The organism is Pseudomonas sp. SA233 (assembly GCF_054792385.1).
Genome location: NZ_CP096449.1, coordinates 516866 through 540348 on the forward strand (window position 1 = coordinate 516866; position 23483 = coordinate 540348).

Genomic DNA, 23483 nt, shown 5'->3' on the forward strand with positions numbered 1-23483 from the left:
TCACGCAAGGGCGCGTAGACGCCGCAAGCCCGGGCTCGGGTCACATTCCTTTGCGAAACTTGTAATTGACGGCCGATCTTGTATGGTTGGCTCCCCCTGAATCTGAGCCTTGCGGGTTTGTCTATGAAGTCGGTTGAAGAGCAGCTGGCGCTTATCAAGCGCGGCGCGGAAGAAGTACTGGTCGAGTCGGAACTGGTGGAGAAGCTCAAGCGCGGCCAACCTCTGCGCATCAAGGCCGGCTTCGACCCGACCGCGCCTGACCTGCACCTTGGGCACACGGTGCTGATCAACAAGCTGCGCCAGTTCCAGGATCTGGGGCATCAGGTCATCTTCCTGATCGGTGACTTCACCGGCATGATCGGCGACCCGAGCGGCAAGAGCGCCACGCGCCCGCCGCTGACCCGCGAGCAGGTGCTGGAAAACGCCGAGACGTACAAGCAGCAGGTGTTCAAGATCCTTGATCCGGCCAAGACCGAGGTTGCATTCAACTCCACATGGATGGACAAGCTGACCCCGGCCGACTTCATTCGCCTGGCATCGCAGTACACCGTGGCGCGCATGCTCGAGCGCGATGACTTCGACAAGCGCTACACCTCCAACCAGCCTATTGCCATCCATGAGTTCCTGTACCCGCTGGTGCAGGGTTATGACTCGGTGGCGCTGAAGGCGGATGTCGAGCTGGGTGGTACCGACCAGAAGTTCAACCTGCTGATGGGGCGTGAGCTGCAGCGCGCCTATGGCCAGGAGGCGCAGAACATCGTGACCATGCCGCTGCTCGAAGGGCTTGACGGCGTGAAGAAGATGTCCAAGTCGCTGGGTAACTATGTGGGTATCCAGGAAGCGCCGGGGGTGATGTACAGCAAATTGGTGTCGATCCCGGATACCCTGATGTGGCGCTACTTCGAGCTGCTGAGCTTCCGTTCCATGGAAGAGATCGAGCAGTTCCGTACCGACGTCGCCAATGGCGCAAATCCGCGCGACATCAAGATCAAACTGGCGGAAGAGATCGTTGCACGCTTCCATGGCGAAGAGGCTGCGGCCAATGCTCACCGTGCCGCGGGTAACCGCATGAAGGAGGGCGAGTTGCCGGAAGATCTGCCGGAGGTCGAAGTCGCTGCGGCTGAAAGCCTGCCAATTGCCGCCGTGCTGAACCGGGCTGGCCTGGTGAAGAACTCGGCTCAGGCGCGTGATTTGCTTAGCGGTGGTGCTGTGAAGGTTGATGGCGCAGTGGTGGATCGTGACTTCGTGTTTGCGCTGGGTGCAACCCATGTGTGCCAGGCGGGCAAGAAGTCGTTTGCTCGGGTTACCCTCAAGGCCGAGTGATTGTCTGCTGGTGTAGCTATATAGAAGCGGGGAGGTCGACAGGCCTCCCCGCTTTGTTTTTGGGTTTTGGGTTGTTGGTTGTTGGTTGTTGGTTGTGTCAGGGCTGCCGGGTGCCTGTCTTGAGATGGCATTGGCTTTGAGAGGTGCCTGTCTTGGGTTTTCTGGCGCCTGTGAGATCGAGCGCCGCCCGCGCGGCGCTTCGCAGCACAAGGCTGCTCCTACCGTTTGTTTCGGGCCAATTATTCCTGTGAGAACGGCACGCGACCGCCTTGGCGTCCACCTCGATGTCGCGTCGGGCAAACAAGGCGGTCGCGTGCGCAGGCACAGGCGTGACTGGCCCGAAACAGATGTAGGAGCAGCCTTGTGCTGCGAAGCGCCGCGCGGGCGGCGCTCGATCTCATAGGCGCAGAAGGTGTTGTGGCGAGCACTTGGTAGCCTTGATAAGGTCTTCGCCTGGAACATTTCAAATAAATGAAATTAACCCTTGACCGCCTTCTGAATCCCCTTATAATGCGCCCCACTTCCAGCGACGCCGGAACGACAAACTCCTTGATTTTCAAAGAGTTAGATAGTTGAGGCGAAGTTGAAAGGGCTACGATCAAATGATCGCCGGCGGTTGAGATGATGGTTGACAGCGCTTCTAAACGCTGTATGATTCGCCTCCCGCTACGAGAGATCGCAGCGAGTCAAGTGTTTGAAGCTAAACGAGTTTCTCGCAAAAACTTCAAAATAAACGCTTGACAGCAAATGAGGAAAGCGTAGAATGCGCGCCTCGGTTGAGACGAAACGCTCTTAACCAAACGCTCTTTAACAAATCGAATCAAGCAATTCGTGTGGGTGCTTGTGAGTACGGACTGATAGTCACAAAGATTATCAGCATCACAAGTGGCCATGCGAGAAATCACATAGTCATTTGAGATTGCTGAGCCAAGTTTAGGGTTTCTTAAAAACCCAAGCAGTATTGAACTGAAGAGTTTGATCATGGCTCAGATTGAACGCTGGCGGCAGGCCTAACACATGCAAGTCGAGCGGATGACGGGAGCTTGCTCCTTGATTCAGCGGCGGACGGGTGAGTAATGCCTAGGAATCTGCCTGGTAGTGGGGGACAACGTTTCGAAAGGAACGCTAATACCGCATACGTCCTACGGGAGAAAGCAGGGGACCTTCGGGCCTTGCGCTATCAGATGAGCCTAGGTCGGATTAGCTAGTTGGTGAGGTAATGGCTCACCAAGGCGACGATCCGTAACTGGTCTGAGAGGATGATCAGTCACACTGGAACTGAGACACGGTCCAGACTCCTACGGGAGGCAGCAGTGGGGAATATTGGACAATGGGCGAAAGCCTGATCCAGCCATGCCGCGTGTGTGAAGAAGGTCTTCGGATTGTAAAGCACTTTAAGTTGGGAGGAAGGGCAGTAAGTTAATACCTTGCTGTTTTGACGTTACCGACAGAATAAGCACCGGCTAACTCTGTGCCAGCAGCCGCGGTAATACAGAGGGTGCAAGCGTTAATCGGAATTACTGGGCGTAAAGCGCGCGTAGGTGGTTCGTTAAGTTGGATGTGAAAGCCCCGGGCTCAACCTGGGAACTGCATCCAAAACTGGCGAGCTAGAGTACGGTAGAGGGTGGTGGAATTTCCTGTGTAGCGGTGAAATGCGTAGATATAGGAAGGAACACCAGTGGCGAAGGCGACCACCTGGACTGATACTGACACTGAGGTGCGAAAGCGTGGGGAGCAAACAGGATTAGATACCCTGGTAGTCCACGCCGTAAACGATGTCAACTAGCCGTTGGAATCCTTGAGATTTTAGTGGCGCAGCTAACGCATTAAGTTGACCGCCTGGGGAGTACGGCCGCAAGGTTAAAACTCAAATGAATTGACGGGGGCCCGCACAAGCGGTGGAGCATGTGGTTTAATTCGAAGCAACGCGAAGAACCTTACCAGGCCTTGACATGCAGAGAACTTTCCAGAGATGGATTGGTGCCTTCGGGAACTCTGACACAGGTGCTGCATGGCTGTCGTCAGCTCGTGTCGTGAGATGTTGGGTTAAGTCCCGTAACGAGCGCAACCCTTGTCCTTAGTTACCAGCACGTTATGGTGGGCACTCTAAGGAGACTGCCGGTGACAAACCGGAGGAAGGTGGGGATGACGTCAAGTCATCATGGCCCTTACGGCCTGGGCTACACACGTGCTACAATGGTCGGTACAGAGGGTTGCCAAGCCGCGAGGTGGAGCTAATCTCACAAAACCGATCGTAGTCCGGATCGCAGTCTGCAACTCGACTGCGTGAAGTCGGAATCGCTAGTAATCGCGAATCAGAATGTCGCGGTGAATACGTTCCCGGGCCTTGTACACACCGCCCGTCACACCATGGGAGTGGGTTGCACCAGAAGTAGCTAGTCTAACCTTCGGGGGGACGGTTACCACGGTGTGATTCATGACTGGGGTGAAGTCGTAACAAGGTAGCCGTAGGGGAACCTGCGGCTGGATCACCTCCTTAATCGACGACATCAGCCTGCTGATGAGCTCCCACACGAATTGCTTGATTCATGGTTGAAGACGATCAAGATCCTGTATGGGTCTTGTGTTGTTCCTGGTCAGAACTTGGAAATGAGCATTCGTTTCGAATGTTGATTTCTGACTTTTGTCAGATCGTTCTTTAAAAATTCGGATATGTGATAGATATAGACTGATGACCAGTTTCACTGCTGGTTAATCAGGCTAAGGTAAAATTTGTGAGTTCTGCTCGAAAGAGCAACATGCGAATTTTCGGCGAATGTCGTCTTCACAGTATAACCAGATTGCTTGGGGTTATATGGTCAAGTGAAGAAGCGCATACGGTGGATGCCTTGGCAGTCAGAGGCGATGAAAGACGTGGTAGCCTGCGATAAGCTTTGGGGAGTCGGCAAACAGACTGTGATCCAGAGATCTCTGAATGGGGGAACCCACTCAGCATAAGCTGAGTATCTTGTACTGAATACATAGGTGCAAGAGGCGAACCAGGGGAACTGAAACATCTAAGTACCCTGAGGAAAAGAAATCAACCGAGATTCCCTTAGTAGTGGCGAGCGAACGGGGACCAGCCCTTAAGTTGATTTGAGATTAGTGGAACGCTCTGGAAAGTGCGGCCATAGTGGGTGATAGCCCCGTACACGAAAATCTCTTGTCAATGAAATCGAGTAGGACGGAGCACGAGAAACTTTGTCTGAATATGGGGGGACCATCCTCCAAGGCTAAATACTACTGACTGACCGATAGTGAACCAGTACCGTGAGGGAAAGGCGAAAAGAACCCCGGAGAGGGGAGTGAAATAGAACCTGAAACCGTATGCGTACAAGCAGTGGGAGCCTACTTTGTTAGGTGACTGCGTACCTTTTGTATAATGGGTCAGCGACTTATATTCAGTGGCGAGCTTAACCGAATAGGGGAGGCGTAGCGAAAGCGAGTCTTAATAGGGCGTTTAGTCGCTGGGTATAGACCCGAAACCGGGCGATCTATCCATGGGCAGGTTGAAGGTTAGGTAACACTGACTGGAGGACCGAACCGACTACCGTTGAAAAGTTAGCGGATGACCTGTGGATCGGAGTGAAAGGCTAATCAAGCTCGGAGATAGCTGGTTCTCCTCGAAAGCTATTTAGGTAGCGCCTCATGTATCACTCCAGGGGGTAGAGCACTGTTTCGGCTAGGGGGTCATCCCGACTTACCAAACCGATGCAAACTCCGAATACCTGGAAGTGCCGAGCATGGGAGACACACGGCGGGTGCTAACGTCCGTCGTGAAAAGGGAAACAACCCAGACCGTCAGCTAAGGTCCCAAAGTCATGGTTAAGTGGGAAACGATGTGGGAAGGCTTAGACAGCTAGGAGGTTGGCTTAGAAGCAGCCACCCTTTAAAGAAAGCGTAATAGCTCACTAGTCGAGTCGGCCTGCGCGGAAGATGTAACGGGGCTCAAACCATGCACCGAAGCTACGGGTGTCATCTTTGATGACGCGGTAGAGGAGCGTTCTGTAAGCCTGTGAAGGTGAGTTGAGAAGCTTGCTGGAGGTATCAGAAGTGCGAATGCTGACATGAGTAACGACAATGCGAGTGAAAAACTCGCACGCCGAAAGACCAAGGTTTCCTGCGCAACGTTAATCGACGCAGGGTTAGTCGGTCCCTAAGGCGAGGCTGAAAAGCGTAGTCGATGGAAAACAGGTTAATATTCCTGTACTTCCAGTTATTGCGATGGAGGGACGGAGAAGGTTAGGCCAGCCTGGCGTTGGTTGTCCAGGTTTAAGGTGGTAGGCTGAAATCTTAGGCAAATCCGGGATTTCAAGGCCGAGAGCTGATGACGAGTTGCCTTCAGGCGACGAAGTGGTTGATACCATGCTTCCAAGAAAAGCTCCTAAGCTTCAGATAACTGGGAACCGTACCCCAAACCGACACAGGTGGTTAGGTAGAGAATACCAAGGCGCTTGAGAGAACTCGGGTGAAGGAACTAGGCAAAATGGCACCGTAACTTCGGGAGAAGGTGCGCCGGCGAGGGTGAAGGACTTGCTCCGTAAGCCCATGCCGGTCGAAGATACCAGGCCGCTGCGACTGTTTATTAAAAACACAGCACTCTGCAAACACGAAAGTGGACGTATAGGGTGTGACGCCTGCCCGGTGCCGGAAGGTTAATTGATGGGGTTAGCGCAAGCGAAGCTCTTGATCGAAGCCCCGGTAAACGGCGGCCGTAACTATAACGGTCCTAAGGTAGCGAAATTCCTTGTCGGGTAAGTTCCGACCTGCACGAATGGCGTAACGATGGCGGCGCTGTCTCCACCCGAGACTCAGTGAAATTGAAATCGCTGTGAAGATGCAGTGTATCCGCGGCTAGACGGAAAGACCCCGTGAACCTTTACTATAGCTTTGCACTGGACTTTGAATTTGCTTGTGTAGGATAGGTGGGAGGCTTTGAAGTGGGGACGCCAGTTCTCATGGAGCCATCCTTGAAATACCACCCTGGCAACTTTGAGGTTCTAACTCAGGTCCGTTATCCGGATCGAGGACAGTGTATGGTGGGTAGTTTGACTGGGGCGGTCTCCTCCCAAAGAGTAACGGAGGAGTACGAAGGTGCGCTCAGACCGGTCGGAAATCGGTCGTAGAGTATAAAGGCAAAAGCGCGCTTGACTGCGAGACAAACACGTCGAGCAGGTACGAAAGTAGGTCTTAGTGATCCGGTGGTTCTGTATGGAAGGGCCATCGCTCAACGGATAAAAGGTACTCCGGGGATAACAGGCTGATACCGCCCAAGAGTTCATATCGACGGCGGTGTTTGGCACCTCGATGTCGGCTCATCACATCCTGGGGCTGAAGCCGGTCCCAAGGGTATGGCTGTTCGCCATTTAAAGTGGTACGCGAGCTGGGTTTAGAACGTCGTGAGACAGTTCGGTCCCTATCTGCCGTGGACGTTTGAGATTTGAGAGGGGCTGCTCCTAGTACGAGAGGACCGGAGTGGACGAACCTCTGGTGTTCCGGTTGTCACGCCAGTGGCATTGCCGGGTAGCTATGTTCGGAAGAGATAACCGCTGAAAGCATCTAAGCGGGAAACTTGCCTCAAGATGAGATCTCACTGGGATCTTGAATCCCCTAAAGGGCCGTCGAAGACTACGACGTTGATAGGTTGGGTGTGTAAGCGCTGTGAGGCGTTGAGCTAACCAATACTAATTGCCCGTGAGGCTTGACCATATAACACCCAAGCAATTTGCTAGCGCAGATTGCGGTGGTGAAGACGAAGCAACCGAAAGTTCGCAACATCACAAATATCGCATATCCGAATTCGCTGGGCTGTCCATTTGGACATTCTGGCAACAGAATTTCTTGACGACCATAGAGCATTGGAACCACCTGATCCCATCCCGAACTCAGTAGTGAAACGATGCATCGCCGATGGTAGTGTGGGGTTTCCCCATGTGAGAGTAGGTCATCGTCAAGATTCATTTCGCAAAACCCCTATCTGCGCATGCAGGTAGGGGTTTTGTCTTTCTGGCCAATAACTCCCAAGCCTGCACAACCCTCCTCTGTGGGAGCGGGCGCGTCGAGGCGTCGAACCGCCGCGAAGCAGGCGACGCGGTGTACGGCACCGGCTTCGCCCGCTCCCACACCGATCACATCAGCCTGATGGCATTCTTCAGGCTTGCGCGATCCCTGTGGGAGCGGCCGTTCGCTGCCGCCGGCAGCCCTTTTCCTATGCAAGCCAACAGCCCATAGCTATCATGCCTGCCTTATTCCAAGTCGAGACTGGCATGCTGAAGTTGTTGAATCTCCTCAAGGATGGTCGGTTCCATTCCGGAGAAGCTCTGGGGTCGGCCCTCGGGGTAAGTCGCAGCGCCGTTTGGAAGCAGCTGCAGCACCTGGAGAGCGAACTGAACCTCACCATTCACAAGGTTCGTGGGCGCGGCTATCAGCTGGCGGCGCCACTGGCTTTGCTCGATGCACAAGCGATTGCCGGGTTTGCCGACGGCGAGCAGTGGCCCGTTTTCATCCACGAAACCATCGACTCGACCAATGCCGAAGGCTTGCGGCTCGCCGGGGAAGGGCAGATCGCTCCATTCCTGGTCCTGGCCGAGCGCCAGAGCGCCGGCCGTGGTCGGCGCGGTCGGCAGTGGGTCAGCCCGTTTGCCGAAAACCTCTATTACAGCCTGGTTCTCCGCGTTGATGGTGGCATGCGCCAGCTCGAGGGCTTGAGCCTGGTGGTTGGATTGGCGGTAATGCGTACCCTGCAGGCTTTTGGCGTAAAGGATGTGGGGCTCAAATGGCCCAACGATGTCCTCGTTCGCGGGCAAAAGATCACCGGTATCCTCCTGGAGTTAGTGGGCGACCCGGCAGATGTTTGTCACGTGGTACTGGGTATTGGCATCAATGTGAACATGCAGACCAACGATCAGGTCGACCAAATGTGGACCTCGATGCGTCGCGAAATAGGTGCGGCAATAGACCGTAACCGGCTGGTAGCGTTGCTCAGTCAGCAGTTGCAGCACGAATTGGCACGGCATCGTCGCTATGGGTTTGCCGCATTCCAGGAAGAATGGGAGCAGGCGCACCTCTGGCAGGGGCGCAAGGTTTCTCTGGTTGCCGGTAGCACGCGTATTGATGGCGTGGTTCTTGGCGTCGATGGGCAGGGCGGTTTACGCCTTGAGGTGGACGGGGTGGAGAAGAGCTTCAGTGGTGGTGAGCTCAGTTTGAGGTTGCGTGATGATTCTTGAGCTCGATTGCGGTAACAGCTTCATCAAGTGGCGGGTAATCCATGTCGCTGATGCAGTGATTGAAAGCGGCGGTATCGTCGACTCCGATCAGGCGCTGGTGGCCGAAGTGGCTGCACTGGCTTCGGTGCGTCTCAGCGGTTGCCGCATTGTCAGTGTGCGCAGTGAGGAAGAAACAGATGCGCTTTGCGCGCTGATTGCCCAGGCGTTTGCCGTGCAAGCTCGGGTGGCGCACCCGGCCCGGGAAATGGCGGGTGTGCGCAATGGCTATGACGACTACCAGCGCCTGGGCATGGACCGTTGGTTGGCGGTGCTGGGAGCCTTTCACTTGGCCAGGGGTGCCTGCCTGGTCATTGATCTGGGGACCGCTGCAAAAGCGGATTTCGTTGCGGCGGATGGCGAGCATCTGGGTGGCTACATCTGCCCGGGGATGCCATTGATGCGTAGCCAGTTGCGTACGCACACCCGGCGTATCCGTTATGACGATGCCTCCGCAGAGCGGGCGTTGGCCAGTCTGGAGCCGGGCCGTTCGACGGTCGAGGCGGTCGAGCGCGGTTGCGTGTTGATGCTTCAGGGTTTTGCGCGTACCCAGCTCGAACAGGCGCGTGCGTTGTGGGGGCAGGATTTCACAGTGTTTCTCACAGGAGGTGATGCGCCGCTGGTAAGGGAGGCCGTCCCCCAGGCGCGTGTCGTGCCTGACCTGGTTTTCGTAGGCCTGGCCATGGCCTGCCCATTGGATTGAGGTGCCTATGCGTTGGTTGTTTCTGCTGTTACTGGTGCTTAACGTCTTCTATTACGTGTGGCACCAGCAGGAAGCCCCGCTGAAGGTCAAGGAAGTCGCGCCCTTGTCGCTGTACAAGGGCAATCAGCAAGAAATCCGCCTGTTGCGCGAAACAGGGGTGTCGGCGCCGCCCAAGCGCCGGGATGAGTGCCTGGTGGTCGGTGGTGTGATGGGGCAGGGTCAGCTCGATGCGCTGCGTCAGCGCCTGGTGACCTTGGATATTTCCACGCTGCCGGTGGTGGGGCAGCTGCCAGGGGCGGACGGTCGTTGGCTCAAGGTTGCCCCGGAAAGCGAGCGTTTGCTGGACCAAACCGTCCTTGCAACTCTTTCCAACGATTTCAAAGACTTAAAACACAAAATTATTTTCTGCCAGGGTATTGCAACTGGCGAATAGCTTGATAGAATGGCGCCCGCTTCACAGGGAACACCACTCAGGTGGCAGAACTGGAAGCAGTGTCAAAGTAGCTAAGTTTCAGATTTGATTGAAAAAATTTGAAAAAAAGCTTGACACTAGGACGGCAGACAAATAGAATGCCGGCCACATCTGGAGGGATTCCCGAGCGGTCAAAGGGGACGGACTGTAAATCCGTTGCGAGAGCTTCGAAGGTTCGAATCCTTCTCCCTCCACCAGTTTTAGCGAGAGCCGCAAGCTCCGCGGGTATAGTTTAGTGGTAGAACCTCAGCCTTCCAAGCTGATGATGCGGGTTCGATTCCCGCTACCCGCTCCAAGTTTGCTGGATTTTGCACAAAGTGTTTCGCTCTTGTAGCTCAGTTGGTAGAGCACACCCTTGGTAAGGGTGAGGTCAGCGGTTCAAGTCCGCTCAAGAGCTCCATATAAACAAGGCAGATATGAAAATATCTGCCTTTGTTTTATCAGCGCAAGACTATTTCTTCTGCGGAGGATTGTATCGATGGCTAAGGAAAAGTTTGATCGTTCCCTTCCCCACGTTAACGTCGGCACTATCGGCCACGTTGACCACGGTAAGACCACTCTGACCGCAGCTCTGACTCGCGTCTGCTCCGAAGTTTTCGGTTCGGCAGTCGTTGAGTTCGACAAGATCGACTCGGCTCCGGAAGAAAAAGCGCGCGGTATCACCATCAACACCGCTCACGTCGAGTACAACTCGAACATTCGTCACTACGCTCACGTTGACTGCCCAGGTCACGCTGACTACGTGAAGAACATGATCACCGGTGCTGCCCAGATGGACGGCGCGATCCTGGTTTGCTCGGCCGCCGATGGTCCGATGCCACAAACCCGTGAGCACATCCTGCTGTCCCGTCAGGTAGGCGTACCTTACATCGTGGTCTTCCTGAACAAGGCTGACCTGGTAGACGACGCCGAGCTGCTGGAACTGGTCGAGATGGAAGTTCGCGACCTGCTGTCCACCTACGACTTCCCAGGCGACGACACCCCGATCATCATCGGTTCGGCTCGTATGGCCCTGGAAGGCAAAGACGACAACGAAATGGGTACTACCGCTGTCAAGAAGCTGGTAGAAACTCTGGATGCCTACATCCCTGAGCCAGTTCGTGCCGTTGACCAGCCGTTCCTGATGCCGATCGAAGACGTATTCTCGATCTCGGGTCGTGGTACCGTTGTTACCGGTCGTATCGAGCGTGGTATCGTCCGCGTTCAGGATCCGCTGGAAATCGTTGGTCTGCGTGACACCACCACCACCACCTGCACCGGTGTTGAGATGTTCCGCAAGCTGCTGGACGAAGGCCGTGCTGGCGAGAACTGCGGCGTTCTGCTGCGTGGTACCAAGCGTGACGACGTTGAGCGTGGCCAGGTTCTGGTCAAGCCAGGTTCGGTCAAGCCGCACACCAAGTTCACCGCAGAAGTCTACGTTCTGTCGAAGGAAGAAGGCGGTCGTCACACTCCGTTCTTCAAAGGCTACCGTCCTCAGTTCTACTTCCGTACCACTGACGTGACCGGTAACTGCGAACTGCCGGAAGGCGTTGAAATGGTAATGCCAGGTGACAACATTCAGATGACTGTCACCCTGATCAAGACCATCGCAATGGAAGACGGTCTGCGCTTCGCTATCCGTGAAGGCGGTCGTACCGTCGGTGCCGGCGTCGTAGCAAAAATTATTGAATAAGTAGTTGATTTACTTGATCAGGCCGGTATAATGGCCGGCCTGATACAGCGTTACAGGTCAGTAGCTCAATTGGCAGAGCGACGGTCTCCAAAACCGTAGGTTGGGGGTTCGATTCCCTCCTGACCTGCCATTTCACCTCGGTGTGATGGCTTTCTTCTCACAGGATCCTCCTCGATGACTCCCAAAACTGAAGCCCAAGAATCGCGTTTTGATCTGTTCAAGTGGCTGGCTGTAGTGGCTTTGGTGGTTGTTGGTGTAGTGGGTAACCAGTATTACTCCGCCTCTCCGATCCTGTATCGCGTCCTTGCACTTCTCGTCCTGGCTGCTGTCGCGGGCTTTGTAGCTCTGCAGACTGCGAAGGGCAAGTCGTTCTTTGCGCTGGCGAAGGAAGCTCGTACCGAGATTCGTAAAGTCGTGTGGCCGACCCGCCAGGAAACCACCCAGACCACGCTGATTGTCGTGGCTGTCGTGCTGGTTATGGCACTGCTGCTGTGGGGTCTTGATTCCCTGCTCGGCTGGGCGGTCTCCTTGATCGTTGGCTAAAGGTGTCCCGTGGCTAAGCGTTGGTATGTTGTGCATGCTTACTCGGGTTACGAGAAGCATGTAATGCGCTCCCTGATCGAGCGCGTCAAGCTGGCTGGCATGGAAGACGGTTTCGGCGAGATCCTGGTTCCGACCGAAGAAGTCGTCGAAATGCGCAACGGCCAGAAGCGCAAGAGTGAGCGTAAATTCTTCCCTGGCTATGTACTGGTCCAGATGGAGATGAACGAAGGGACTTGGCACTTGGTCAAGGATACCCCTCGTGTGATGGGCTTTATTGGTGGCACTGCAGACAAGCCTGCGCCGATCACCGATAAAGAAGCGGAGGCTATCCTGCGTCGCGTTGCCGACGGTAGCGACAAGCCGAAGCCGAAGACGCTGTTCGAGCCGGGTGAAGTGGTTCGAGTCATTGACGGTCCGTTCGCTGACTTCAATGGTAGTGTCGAAGAGGTTAACTACGAAAAGAGTCGCCTGCAGGTAGCGGTGCTCATTTTCGGTCGCTCTACTCCGGTGGAGCTCGAGTTCAGCCAGGTCGAAAAGGTCTAGGCGGACGAAGCATCCCATACCCCGCAGCCCTGTGTGCTGCGGGGTTTTGTCGTCACTGGGATAAAACGCAAGTCATCCGGGGAGCCAGCAGGCGTTCGTACCCGATTTTGGAGTAGCTCATGGCTAAGAAGATTCAGGCTTACATCAAGCTGCAAGTTAAGGCCGGCCAGGCCAACCCAAGCCCACCCGTTGGTCCAGCACTGGGTCAACACGGTGTGAACATCATGGAATTCTGCAAGGCCTTCAACGCCCGTACCCAGGGTCAAGAAGCCGGCCTGCCGACTCCTGTGATCATCACTGTCTACAGCGACCGTAGCTTCACCTTCGAGACCAAGAGCACCCCTGCCTCGGTTCTGCTGAAGAAAGCTGCTGGCCTGACCAGTGGTTCGGCTCGCCCGAACACCGTTAAAGTCGGTACCGTTACCCGTGCTCAGCTGGAAGACATCGCCAAGGCTAAACAGGCTGATCTGACTGCCGCTGACCTGGACGCTGCTGTACGCACCATCGCTGGCTCTGCCCGCAGCATGGGCCTGAACGTGGAGGGTGTGTAATGGCTAAGCTGACCAAACGCCAAAAGGCAATCGCCGAGAAAATCGAAGCAGGCAAGGCCTACAACTTCGAAGAAGCGGCCACTCTGCTGGCTTCGCTGCCGGCTGCCAAGTTCGTAGAATCCTACGACATCGCCGTTAACCTCGGTGTTGACCCGCGTAAATCCGACCAGGTCGTACGTAGCGCTACCGTGCTGCCGCACGGCACTGGCAAGACCGTTCGCGTTGCTGTCTTCACCCAGGGTCCAGCTGCTGAAGCCGCTCTGGCTGCTGGCGCTGACCGCGTAGGTATGGACGATCTGGCTGCCGAAATGAAAGGCGGCGACCTGAACTATGACGTCGTTATCGCATCGCCTGATGCCATGCGCGTTGTAGGTCAGCTGGGTCAGGTTCTGGGTCCTCGCGGCCTGATGCCTAACCCGAAAGTTGGTACCGTGACCCCAGACGTAGCCGGCGCCGTCAAGAACGCCAAGGCTGGTCAGGTTCGCTACCGTACCGACAAGAACGGTATCATCCACACCTCCGTTGGCAAGGTCGGCTTCGAAGCTGGCAAGCTGAAGGAAAACGTTGAAGCCCTGATCGCTGATCTGAAGCGTATCAAGCCAGCTTCCTCGAAAGGTATCTACGTCAAGCGCGTTACCCTGAGCACCACCATGGGCCCAGGTCTGGTCATCGATCAGAGCTCGCTGAACGTGTAAGAACATGGTGGCGCGACCTGTCGCGCCACCAGCAAAAATTGGGGTCCCTGCCTGGCGGGGGCTATCCAAGACCGTAGGCGGCGCAAGCCTTAAAATACCAGCCCACGCAGATGGTGCTCCCGATTCGTTACCGAATCAGACACCAAAACGACATCCGGCTTCGGCCAGATGAAACGGTAAAAACCAGGAGTAAACCCGTGGCAATTAAACTCGAAGACAAGAAGGCCATCGTCGCTGAAGTCAACGAGGCTGCCAAAGTCGCTCTGTCCGCTGTCGTGGCTGATGCCCGTGGTGTGACTGTAGGCGCAATGACCGGACTCCGTAAAGAGGCCCGCGAAGCTGGCGTATACGTACGTGTCGTACGTAACACCCTGCTGAAGCGCGCTGTTGAAGGCACCGAATTCTCGATCCTCAACGACGCGTTCAAAGGCCCGACCCTGATTGCTTTCTCCAACGAACACCCGGGCGCTGCTGCTCGTCTGTTCAAAGAGTTCGCCAAGGGTCAGGACAAGTTCGAGATCAAGGCAGCTGCGTTCGACGGCAAGTTCCTTGCCGCTAACCAGATCGACGTGCTGGCAACCCTGCCAACTCGCGACGAGGCTATCGCACAGCTGATGAGCGTAATCCAAGGTGCAACCAGCAAGCTGGCTCGTACCCTGGCAGCTCTGCGCGACCAGAAAGAAGCTGCTGCTGCCTAAGGCACGCGCAACTCTTTCAAAATCATACGTTTAATTTGATGGCTGCGTAGGCTGTCACCCCAATACAGGATTTAAGTCATGTCTCTGACTAACGAACAAATCATCGAAGCGATCGGCCAGAAAACTGTTCTGGAAATTGTTGAACTGATCAAAGCGATGGAAGAAACCTTCGGCGTTACCGCTGCTGCCGCTGTTGCTGCTGGCCCAGCTGCTGGCGCTGCTGCCGCTGTTGAAGAGCAGACCGAGTTCAACGTCGTTCTGACCGAAGCTGGCGACAAGAAAGTAAACGTGATCAAGGCCGTTCGTGAACTGACCGGTCTGGGCCTGAAAGAAGCCAAAGAGAAAGTCGACGGCGCTCCTCAGGTTATCGCTGAAGGCGTTTCGAAAGAAGCCGCTGAAGACGCGAAGAAGAAGCTGGAAGAAGCTGGCGCTAAAGTCGAGCTGAAGTAATCTCGACCTTGCGACTCCAGTCCGAGCGTTGAGCGAAGGGCTGATGGCTGGTGGCTTATGCCACCGGCCTTTTTCCGTTATTGGTGGCCGGTCAGGCCGGCCCCGATAACAAGCTGCAAGACACCCATGTGGGTGGCGCAAACCAAGGGGTTTGCACGATTTTCTGGCTGCTCCCGCCGGGAGAAGCCAAACAAGCAGGTGACCAAGCTGGGGAACGCTGATGGCTTACTCATACACTGAGAAAAAACGTATCCGCAAGGACTTTAGCAAGTTGCCGGACGTCATGGATGTGCCTTACCTCCTGGCCATCCAGCTGGATTCGTATCGCGAATTCCTGCAAGCGGGAGCATCCAAGGATCAGTTCCGCGACGTCGGCCTGCACGCGGCCTTCAAATCGGTATTCCCGATCATCAGCTACTCCGGCAATGCTGCCCTGGAGTACGTAGGCTATCGCCTGGGCGAACCCGCCTTCGATGTGAAGGAATGTGTCCTGCGTGGCGTGACCTTCGCGGTCCCACTGCGGGTCAAGGTGCGCCTGATCATCTTCGACAAGGAATCGTCGAACAAAGCGATCAAGGACATCAAAGAGCAAGAAGTCTACATGGGTGAAATCCCCCTGATGACTGAGAACGGTACCTTCGTTATCAACGGTACCGAGCGTGTGATCGTTTCCCAGCTGCACCGTTCGCCTGGTGTGTTCTTCGACCACGACCGTGGCAAGACTCACAGCTCCGGCAAGCTGCTGTACTCCGCTCGCATCATCCCTTACCGCGGCTCCTGGCTGGACTTCGAGTTCGACCCGAAGGACTGCGTGTTCGTACGTATCGACCGTCGCCGCAAGCTGCCGGCCTCGGTGCTGCTGCGTGCCCTGGGTTACAGCACTGAAGAAGTGCTGAATACCTTCTACACCACCAACGTGTTCCATATTTCCGGCGAGAAACTCAGCCTGGAGCTGGTACCGCAGCGTCTGCGTGGTGAGGTTGCAGTCATGGATATCCATGACGAAACCGGCAAAGTCATCGTCGAGCAGGGTCGCCGTATTACCGCGCGCCACATCAACCAGCTCGAGAAGGCCGGCGTCAAGCAGCTGGACGTTCCTATGGAATACGTCCTGGGCCGCACTACCGCCAAGGCCATCGTGCATCCGGCTACCGGCGAGATCCTGGCCGAATGCAACACCGAGATGACCACCGAACTGCTGATCAAGGTCGCCAAGGCACAGGTTGTCCGTATCGAGACCCTGTACACCAACGACATCGATTGCGGTCCGTTCATCTCCGACACCCTGAAGATCGACACCACCAGCAACCAGCTGGAAGCCCTGGTCGAGATCTACCGCATGATGCGTCCTGGCGAGCCGCCAACCAAGGATGCTGCCGAGACCCTGTTCAACAACCTGTTCTTCAGCGCCGAGCGTTACGACCTGTCCGCCGTTGGCCGCATGAAGTTCAACCGTCGTATCGGTCGTACCGAGATCGAAGGTTCGGGCGTGCTGAGCAAGGAAGATATCGTCGAGGTTCTGAAGACCTTGGTCGACATCCGTAACGGCAAAGGCATCGTCGACGACATCGACCACCTGGGTAACCGTCGTGTACGTTGCGTCGGCGAGATGGCCGAGAACCAGTTCCGCGTTGGCCTGGTGCGTGTCGAGCGCGCGGTCAAGGAACGCCTGTCGATGGCGGAAAGCGAAGGCCTGATGCCGCAAGACCTGATCAACGCCAAGCCGGTTGCGGCGGCGGTGAAAGAGTTCTTCGGTTCCAGCCAGCTGTCCCAGTTCATGGACCAGAACAACCCGCTCTCCGAGATCACCCACAAGCGCCGCGTCTCCGCACTCGGCCCAGGCGGTCTGACCCGTGAGCGTGCCGGCTTCGAAGTCCGTGACGTACACCCGACCCACTACGGCCGTGTGTGCCCGATCGAGACCCCAGAAGGTCCGAACATCGGTCTGATCAACTCCCTGGCAGCCTATGCCCGCACCAACCAGTACGGCTTCCTGGAAAGCCCGTACCGCGTGGTGAAGGAAGGCGTGGTCAGCGACGAGATCGTGTTCCTGTCGGCCATTGAAGAAGCGGATCACGTCATCGCCCAGGCTTCGGCCGCGATGAACGAGAAGAAGCAGCTGATCGATGAGCTGGTAGCTGTTCGTCACCTGAACGAATTCACCGTCAAGGCGCCGGAAGACGTCACCCTGATGGACGTTTCGCCGAAGCAGGTTGTTTCCGTCGCTGCGTCGCTGATTCCGTTCCTCGAGCACGACGACGCCAACCGTGCATTGATGGGTTCCAACATGCAGCGTCAGGCTGTACCGACCCTGCGCGCCGACAAGCCGCTGGTAGGTACCGGCATGGAGCGCAACGTTGCCCGTGACTCCGGTGTATGCGTGGTTGCTCGCCGCGGTGGTGTGATCGACTCGGTCGACGCCAGCCGTATCGTTGTTCGCGTTGCCGACGACGAAGTGGAAACCGGCGAAGCAGGTGTGGATATCTACAACCTGACCAAGTACACCCGTTCGAACCAGAACACCTGCATCAACCAGCGTCCGCTGGTGAGCAAGGGTGACAAGGTTCAGCGTGGCGACATCATGGCCGACGGCCCGTCCACCGACATGGGTGAACTGGCACTGGGTCAGAACATGCGCATCGCGTTCATGGCGTGGAACGGCTTCAACTTCGAAGACTCCATCTGCCTTTCCGAGCGTGTGGTTCAGGAAGACCGCTTCACCACCATCCACATCCAGGAACTGACCTGTGTGGCGCGTGACACCAAGCTTGGCCCAGAGGAAATCACTGCGGACATCCCGAACGTGGGTGAAGCCGCACTGAACAAGCTGGACGAAGCCGGTATCGTCTACGTGGGTGCCGAAGTCGGCGCTGGCGACATCCTGGTCGGCAAGGTAACGCCAAAAGGCGAAACCCAGCTGACTCCGGAAGAAAAGCTGCTGCGCGCAATCTTCGGTGAGAAGGCCAGCGACGTTAAGGACACCTCCCTGCGCGTGCCAACCGGCACCAAGGGTACCGTCATCGACGTACAGGTCTTCACCCGTGATGGCGTCGAGCGCGACAGCCGCGCCCTGGCCATCGAGAAGATGCAGCTGGACGAGATCCGCAAGGACCTCAACGAAGAGTTCCGCATCGTCGAAGGTGCAACCTTCGAGCGTCTGCGTTCTGCTCTGAACGGCCAGGTGGTCGACGGTGGCGCGGGCCTGAAGAAAGGCACCGTGATCACTGACGAAGTGCTGGATGGTCTGGAGCACGGGCAGTGGTTCAAACTGCGCATGGCCGAAGATGCACTGAACGAGCAGCTGGAAAAGGCTCAGCAGTACATCGTCGATCGTCGCCGTCTGCTGGACGACAAGTTCGAAGACAAGAAGCGCAAGCTGCAGCAGGGTGATGACCTGGCACCGGGCGTACTGAAGATCGTCAAGGTTTACCTGGCAATCCGCCGTCGCATCCAGCCGGGTGACAAGATGGCCGGTCGTCACGGTAACAAGGGTGTCGTCTCGGTAATCATGCCGGTCGAAGACATGCCGCACGACGCCAACGGTACTCCGGTCGATGTCGTACTGAACCCGCTGGGTGTACCTTCGCGTATGAACGTCGGTCAGATCCTCGAAACCCACCTGGGCCTGGCGGCCAAGGGTCTGGGCGAGAAGATCGACCGCATGATCGAAGAGCAGCGCAAGGCCGCTGAACTGCGCGTGTTCCTGACCGAGGTCTACAACGAGATCGGCGGTCGTCAGGAAAACCTGGACGAGTTCACCGACGAAGAGATCCTGGCCCTGGCCCACAACCTGAAGAAGGGCGTGCCGATGGCTACCCCGGTCTTCGACGGTGCCAAGGAGCGCGAGATCAAGGCCATGCTGAAGCTGGCCGACCTGCCAGAGAGCGGCCAGATGGTGCTGTTCGATGGCCGTACCGGCAACAAGTTCGAGCGTCCTGTGACCGTTGGTTACATGTACATGCTCAAGCTGAACCACTTGGTGGACGACAAGATGCACGCGCGTTCCACTGGTTCCTACAGCCTGGTTACCCAGCAGCCGCTGGGTGGTAAGGCGCAGTTCGGTGGTCAGCGTTTCGGGGAGATGGAAGTGTGGGCGCTGGAAGCATACGGCGCGGCATACACCCTGCAAGAAATGCTCACAGTGAAGTCGGACGACGTGAACGGCCGTACCAAGATGTACAAGAACATCGTGGATGGCGATCACCGTATGGAGCCGGGCATGCCCGAGTCCTTCAACGTGTTGATCAAAGAGATCCGTTCGCTCGGTATCGATATCGATCTGGAAACCGAATAACACGTGACGCGAAGGGGAGTGGGGCAGGTAATGCCCGCTCCCTGCTCCGCCAGGAGGAAAGGCCTTGAAAGACCTACTGAATTTGCTGAAAAACCAGGGTCAAGTCGAAGAGTTCGACGCCATCCGCATCGGTCTGGCGTCGCCTGAAATGATCCGTTCGTGGTCGTTCGGTGAAGTTAAGAAGCCGGAAACCATCAACTACCGTACGTTCAAGCCTGAGCGTGACGGCCTGTTCTGCGCCAAGATCTTTGGCCCAGTCAAGGACTACGAGTGCCTGTGCGGCAAGTACAAGCGCCTCAAGCACCGCGGCGTGATCTGCGAGAAGTGCGGCGTTGAAGTTGCCCTGGCAAAAGTTCGTCGTGAGCGCATGGCGCACATCGAACTGGCCTCGCCGGTTGCCCACATCTGGTTCCTGAAGTCGCTGCCGTCCCGTATCGGCCTGCTGATGGACATGACCCTGCGTGACATCGAGCGCGTGCTCTACTTCGAGAGCTACGTCGTTATCGACCCGGGCATGACCACCCTGGAAAAAGGCCAGCTGCTGAACGACGAGCAGTACTTCGAAGCGCTGGAAGAGTTCGGTGATGACTTCGACGCCCGCATGGGTGCCGAGGCTGTCCGCGAACTGCTGCACGCTATCGACCTGGAACACGAGATCGGTCGCCTGCGCGAAGAGATTCCGCAGACCAACTCGGAAACCAAGATCAAGAAGCTGTCCAAGCGCCTGAAGCTGATGGAAGCGTTCCAGGGTTCGGGCAACCTGCCTGAGTGGATGGTCCTGACCGTCCTGCCTGTGCTGCCGCCGGACCTGCGTCCGCTGGTACCGCTGGATGGCGGCCGCTTCGCGACCTCCGACCTGAACGACCTGTATCGTCGGGTGATCAACCGTAACAACCGTCTGAAGCGCCTGCTGGATCTGTCGGCGCCCGACATCATCGTGCGCAACGAAAAGCGTATGCTGCAGGAGGCGGTCGACGCCCTGCTGGACAACGGCCGTCGCGGTCGCGCCATCACTGGCTCGAACAAGCGTCCGCTGAAGTCCCTGGCCGACATGATCAAAGGTAAGCAAGGTCGCTTCCGTCAGAACCTGCTCGGTAAGCGTGTGGACTACTCCGGCCGTTCGGTAATTACCGTAGGCCCGACCCTGCGTCTGCACCAGTGCGGTCTGCCGAAGAAGATGGCCCTCGAGCTGTTCAAGCCGTTCATTTTCGGCAAGCTGGAAATGCGTGGTCTGGCGACCACCATCAAGGCTGCCAAGAAGATGGTCGAGCGTGAGCTGCCAGAGGTGTGGGACGTACTCGCCGAGGTGATCCGCGAACACCCCGTGCTGCTCAACCGTGCACCGACCCTGCACCGTCTGGGTATCCAGGCATTTGAACCGGTTCTGATCGAAGGTAAGGCTATCCAGCTGCACCCGCTGGTCTGTGCCGCGTACAACGCCGACTTCGACGGTGACCAGATGGCCGTTCACGTGCCGCTGACCCTGGAAGCCCAGCTCGAAGCGCGCGCGCTGATGATGTCGACCAACAACATCCTGTCGCCAGCCAACGGTGAGCCAATCATCGTTCCGTCGCAGGACGTGGTACTGGGTCTGTACTACATGACCCGTGAGGCCATCAACGCCAAGGGCGAAGGTCGCGTGTTCGCCGACCTGCAGGAAGTCGACCGCGTATTCCGCGCCGGCGAAGCTGCCCTGCACGCGAAAATCAAGGTTCGTATCAACGAAACCGTGAAAGAGCGTGACGGTTCCGTGGTCAAGAACACCCGCATCGTCGACACCACCGTCGGCCGTGCGCTGCTGTTCCAGGTTGTACCGGCAGGCCTGCCGTACGACGTGGTCAACCAGCCGATGAAGAAGAAGGCGATCTCCAAGCTGATCAACCAGTGCTACCGCGTGGTTGGTCTGAAAGAGACCGTAATCTTCGCTGACCAGCTGATGTACACCGGTTTCGCTTACTCGACCATTTCCGGCGTTTCGATCGGTGTTAACGACTTCGTTATCCCGGACGAAAAAGCACGCATCATCGGTACTGCTACCGACGAAGTGAAGGAAATCGAGAGCCAGTACGCCTCCGGCCTGGTAACCCAGGGCGAGAAGTACAACAAGGTCATCGACCTTTGGTCGAAGGCGAACGACGAAGTGTCCAAGGCGATGATGGCCAACCTCTCGAAAGAGAAGGTCATCGACCGCGAAGGCAAGGAAGTCGAGCAAGAGTCCTTCAACTCGATGTACATGATGGCTGACTCCGGTGCGCGGGGTTCCGCAGCCCAGATCCGTCAGCTGGCCGGTATGCGTGGCCTGATGGCCAAGCCGGATGGCTCCATCATCGAGACGCCGATCACTGCGAACTTCCGTGAAGGTCTGAGCGTTCTGCAGTACTTCATTTCGACCCACGGTGCTCGAAAGGGTCTGGCGGATACCGCACTGAAGACTGCGAACTCGGGTTACCTGACTCGTCGTCTGGTGGACGTTGCCCAGGATCTGGTGGTTACCGAGATCGACTGCGGTACCGACCAGGGTCTGCTGATGACTCCGCACATCGAAGGCGGCGACGTTGTAGAGCCGCTGGGTGAGCGTGTACTGGGTCGTGTTATCGCCCGTGACGTGTTCAAGCCAGGCACCGAGGACGTCATCGTTCCGGCCGGTACCCTGGTCGACGAGAAGTGGGTCGAATTCATCGAGCTGAACAGCATCGACGAAGTGGTCGTGCGTTCGCCGATCAACTGCGAAACCCGCTACGGCATCTGCGCCAAGTGCTACGGTCGTGACCTGGCTCGCGGTCACCAGGTGAACATCGGTGAAGCTGTCGGCGTTATCGCTGCGCAGTCGATCGGTGAACCGGGTACCCAGCTGACCATGCGTACGTTCCACATCGGTGGTGCTGCAAGCCGTACCTCGGCTGCCGACAGCGTCCAGGTGAAGAACGGCGGTATGGTGCGTCTGCACAACCTGAAGCAGGTAGAACGTGCCGATGGCAACCTGGTTGCCGTATCGCGTTCGGGCGAGTTGGCCATTGCCGACGAGTTCGGTCGTGAGCGTGAGCGTTACAAGCTGCCTTACGGTGCGGTGATTTCGGTCAAGGAAGGTGACAAGGTCGAAGCTGGCGCCATCGTCGCCAAGTGGGACCCGCACACCCACCCGATCGTTACCGAGCTGAAAGGTACCGTGACCTTCGTGGGCATGGAAGAAAACATCACCATCAAGCGTCAGACCGATGAGCTGACCGGCTTGACCAACATTGAAGTACTGGACGTCAAGGATCGCCCTGCCGCAGGCAAGGAAATCCGTCCGGCAATCAAGATGGTCGACGCCGCTGGCAAGGACCTGTACCTGCCAGGTACCGACGTACCTGCCCAGTACTTCCTGCCGGCCAACGCCCTCGTCGGCGTGGCTGACGGTGCTCAGATCGGTGTTGGTGACGTTATCGCGCGTATCCCGCAAGAAACGTCGAAGACCCGTGACATCACCGGTGGTCTGCCGCGCGTTGCCGACCTGTTCGAAGCGCGCCGTCCGAAAGAGGCCTCGATTCTGGCTGAAGTCAGCGGCACCATCGCGTTCGGCAAGGAGACCAAGGGCAAGCGTCGTCTGGTCATCACCCCGACCGACGGTAGCGATCCGTACGAAGAGCTGATTCCGAAGTGGCGCCACCTGAACGTCTTCGAAGGCGAACAGGTAAACCGCGGCGAAGTTATCTCCGACGGCCCGAGCGATCCGCACGACATTCTGCGTCTGCTGGGTGTAAGCGCGCTGGCTAAGTACATCGTCAACGAGATCCAGGACGTTTACCGTCTGCAAGGCGTTAAGATCAACGACAAGCACATCGAGACCATCCTGCGTCAGATGCTGCGCAAGGTCGAGATCACCGAGTCGGGTGACTCCAGCTTCATCAAGGGCGACCAGATGGAACTGACCCAGGTACTGGTAGAGAACGAGCGTCTCGCCAGCGAGGACAAGTTCATCTCCAAGTTCTCCCGCGTGCTGCTGGGTATCACCAAGGCCTCGCTGTCGACCGAGTCGTTCATCTCCGCGGCTTCCTTCCAGGAAACCACCCGCGTACTGACCGAAGCGGCGGTAACCGGCAAGCGCGACTACCTGCGCGGCCTGAAAGAGAACGTGGTCGTGGGTCGTCTGATCCCGGCTGGTACCGGTCTGGCCTACCACAGCGAGCGCAAGCGTCGCCGTGATGCCGACAAGCCGCTGCGTGTGAGCGCCAGTGAGGTGGAAGCCGCACTGACCGAAGCGCTGAACTCCAGCGGTAACTAAGTACAGGGCAGGG

At 56.9% G+C, this 23483-nt stretch carries 13 protein-coding genes, 4 tRNA genes and 3 rRNA genes; all 20 read left to right on the forward strand.

What is annotated here, in order from left to right; genetic code table 11:
• Positions 1–123: 123 nt before the first annotated feature.
• The 20 genes from tyrS to rpoC all read left to right on the forward strand — a co-directional run bounded on the left by tyrS (position 124) and on the right by rpoC (position 23470).
• Positions 124–1323, forward strand: coding sequence for a tyrosine--tRNA ligase (gene tyrS, locus M1D87_RS02340; RefSeq protein ID WP_123084586.1), 1200 nt, complete (start codon positions 124–126; stop codon positions 1321–1323).
• A gap of 963 nt (positions 1324–2286) precedes the next feature.
• A 16S ribosomal RNA gene (locus M1D87_RS02345) occupies positions 2287–3823 on the forward strand.
• 317 nt (positions 3824–4140) lie between these two features.
• Positions 4141–7032, forward strand: a 23S ribosomal RNA gene (locus tag M1D87_RS02350).
• 131 nt (positions 7033–7163) lie between these two features.
• Positions 7164–7279: ribosomal RNA gene (gene rrf, locus M1D87_RS02355) — 5S ribosomal RNA — on the forward strand.
• Together the 16S, 23S and 5S rRNA genes form the textbook arrangement of a ribosomal RNA operon.
• Positions 7280–7589: 310 nt before the next feature.
• Positions 7590–8549 (forward strand): bifunctional biotin--[acetyl-CoA-carboxylase] ligase/biotin operon repressor BirA, encoded by a 960-nt coding sequence (gene birA, locus M1D87_RS02360; protein WP_003257078.1) that lies wholly within the window; start codon positions 7590–7592, stop codon positions 8547–8549.
• Complete coding sequence (locus M1D87_RS02365; RefSeq protein ID WP_039614593.1) at positions 8539–9288, forward strand: pantothenate kinase; 750 nt, start codon at positions 8539–8541, stop codon at positions 9286–9288. Before birA ends, M1D87_RS02365 begins: the two co-directional genes overlap by 11 nt.
• A gap of 7 nt (positions 9289–9295) precedes the next feature.
• The gene (locus M1D87_RS02370; RefSeq protein WP_039614594.1) at positions 9296–9721 is read left to right on the forward strand and encodes a hypothetical protein; all 426 of its coding nucleotides are present in this window, start codon (positions 9296–9298) and stop codon (positions 9719–9721) included.
• A gap of 152 nt (positions 9722–9873) precedes the next feature.
• Positions 9874–9957, forward strand: a tRNA-Tyr gene (locus tag M1D87_RS02375).
• 24 nt (positions 9958–9981) lie between these two features.
• Positions 9982–10055 (forward strand) — tRNA-Gly (locus M1D87_RS02380).
• Positions 10056–10084: 29 nt separating this feature from the next.
• A tRNA-Thr gene (locus M1D87_RS02385) sits at positions 10085–10160 on the forward strand.
• 78 nt (positions 10161–10238) lie between these two features.
• Positions 10239–11432, forward strand: a complete 1194-nt coding sequence (tuf, locus tag M1D87_RS02390) for an elongation factor Tu (protein WP_013970626.1) — start codon at positions 10239–10241, stop codon at positions 11430–11432.
• Between the two features lie 54 nt (positions 11433–11486).
• Positions 11487–11562, forward strand: a tRNA-Trp gene (locus M1D87_RS02395).
• A 44-nt stretch (positions 11563–11606) separates the two neighbouring features.
• Positions 11607–11975: a preprotein translocase subunit SecE gene (gene secE, locus M1D87_RS02400; protein ID WP_003257081.1), complete on the forward strand. Its 369-nt coding sequence runs from the start codon at positions 11607–11609 to the stop codon at positions 11973–11975.
• A gap of 9 nt (positions 11976–11984) precedes the next feature.
• Entirely contained in the window at positions 11985–12518 is a 534-nt protein-coding gene (nusG, locus tag M1D87_RS02405; protein WP_003255501.1) for a transcription termination/antitermination protein NusG, read from the forward strand.
• A 119-nt stretch (positions 12519–12637) separates the two neighbouring features.
• Positions 12638–13069: a 50S ribosomal protein L11 gene (gene rplK / locus M1D87_RS02410; RefSeq protein ID WP_003255500.1), complete on the forward strand. Its 432-nt coding sequence runs from the start codon at positions 12638–12640 to the stop codon at positions 13067–13069.
• The gene (gene rplA, locus M1D87_RS02415) at positions 13069–13764 is read left to right on the forward strand and encodes a 50S ribosomal protein L1 (protein WP_013970629.1); all 696 of its coding nucleotides are present in this window, start codon (positions 13069–13071) and stop codon (positions 13762–13764) included. The genes rplK and rplA overlap by 1 nt, the downstream gene beginning before the upstream one ends.
• 197 nt (positions 13765–13961) lie before the next feature.
• Entirely contained in the window at positions 13962–14462 is a 501-nt protein-coding gene (rplJ, locus tag M1D87_RS02420; protein ID WP_003257082.1) for a 50S ribosomal protein L10, read from the forward strand.
• A 78-nt stretch (positions 14463–14540) separates the two neighbouring features.
• The gene (gene rplL / locus M1D87_RS02425) at positions 14541–14912 is read left to right on the forward strand and encodes a 50S ribosomal protein L7/L12 (RefSeq protein WP_013970630.1); all 372 of its coding nucleotides are present in this window, start codon (positions 14541–14543) and stop codon (positions 14910–14912) included.
• Between the two features lie 220 nt (positions 14913–15132).
• The gene (gene rpoB / locus M1D87_RS02430) at positions 15133–19206 is read left to right on the forward strand and encodes a DNA-directed RNA polymerase subunit beta (protein ID WP_046617162.1); all 4074 of its coding nucleotides are present in this window, start codon (positions 15133–15135) and stop codon (positions 19204–19206) included.
• Between the two features lie 64 nt (positions 19207–19270).
• On the forward strand, positions 19271–23470 hold the full coding sequence (rpoC, locus tag M1D87_RS02435) for a DNA-directed RNA polymerase subunit beta' (protein WP_232881187.1): 4200 nt from the start codon (positions 19271–19273) through the stop codon (positions 23468–23470).
• Positions 23471–23483 lie beyond the last annotated feature (13 nt).

What these genes read in the sequence shown, in the direction of transcription:
- rplK (WP_003255500.1), top strand. Translation starts at nt 12,638, where the DNA reads ATGGCTAAGAAGATTCAGGCTTACATCAAGCTGCAAGTTAAGGCCGGC.
- rplL (WP_013970630.1), top strand. Translation starts at nt 14,541, where the DNA reads ATGTCTCTGACTAACGAACAAATCATCGAAGCGATCGGCCAGAAAACT.
- tuf (WP_013970626.1), top strand. Translation starts at nt 10,239, where the DNA reads ATGGCTAAGGAAAAGTTTGATCGTTCCCTTCCCCACGTTAACGTCGGC.
- M1D87_RS02365 (WP_039614593.1), top strand. Translation starts at nt 8,539, where the DNA reads ATGATTCTTGAGCTCGATTGCGGTAACAGCTTCATCAAGTGGCGGGTA.
- tyrS (WP_123084586.1), top strand. Translation starts at nt 124, where the DNA reads ATGAAGTCGGTTGAAGAGCAGCTGGCGCTTATCAAGCGCGGCGCGGAA.
- secE (WP_003257081.1), top strand. Translation starts at nt 11,607, where the DNA reads ATGACTCCCAAAACTGAAGCCCAAGAATCGCGTTTTGATCTGTTCAAG.
- rplA (WP_013970629.1), top strand. Translation starts at nt 13,069, where the DNA reads ATGGCTAAGCTGACCAAACGCCAAAAGGCAATCGCCGAGAAAATCGAA.
- M1D87_RS02370 (WP_039614594.1), top strand. Translation starts at nt 9,296, where the DNA reads ATGCGTTGGTTGTTTCTGCTGTTACTGGTGCTTAACGTCTTCTATTAC.
- birA (WP_003257078.1), top strand. Translation starts at nt 7,590, where the DNA reads ATGCTGAAGTTGTTGAATCTCCTCAAGGATGGTCGGTTCCATTCCGGA.
- rpoB (WP_046617162.1), top strand. Translation starts at nt 15,133, where the DNA reads ATGGCTTACTCATACACTGAGAAAAAACGTATCCGCAAGGACTTTAGC.